Below are 239 nucleotides of genomic sequence, written 5' to 3'. Positions count from 1 at the left end.
CAGAGCTTGTTCCATGGGGCCCTGCGGGCCGACGGCCTCGCACACCCCGTGCGTGCCGGAGCCGCCGGTGAGCTCGCGCACCTGGGCGGCACCCTCCTCGCCGCGCTCGGCGATCACGACGTCGGCACCGCACTCCCGGGCGAGCGCGGCCCGATCCTCATGGCGGGAGAACACGATGACCTGCTCCGCGCCGTGGGTCTTGGCTGCCAGGACGGCCCACAGGCCGGCGGTGCCAACGC

The 239-nt window shown here is 74.9% G+C and carries 1 protein-coding gene; it reads right to left on the bottom strand.

Features of this window, described 5'->3' with window-relative positions; genetic code table 11:
- The coding region (locus tag KVS67_RS12995) for a zinc-binding dehydrogenase (RefSeq protein ID WP_217565550.1) at nucleotides 1-239 on the bottom strand (239 nt) is incomplete at both ends.

The organism is Micrococcus sp. GbtcB5, assembly GCF_019091605.1.
Classification (GTDB): Bacteria; Actinomycetota; Actinomycetes; order Actinomycetales; family Micrococcaceae; genus Micrococcus; species Micrococcus luteus.
Note: the sequence above shows the minus strand (reverse complement) of the source record. Positions and strands in the feature narration are given on the sequence as shown.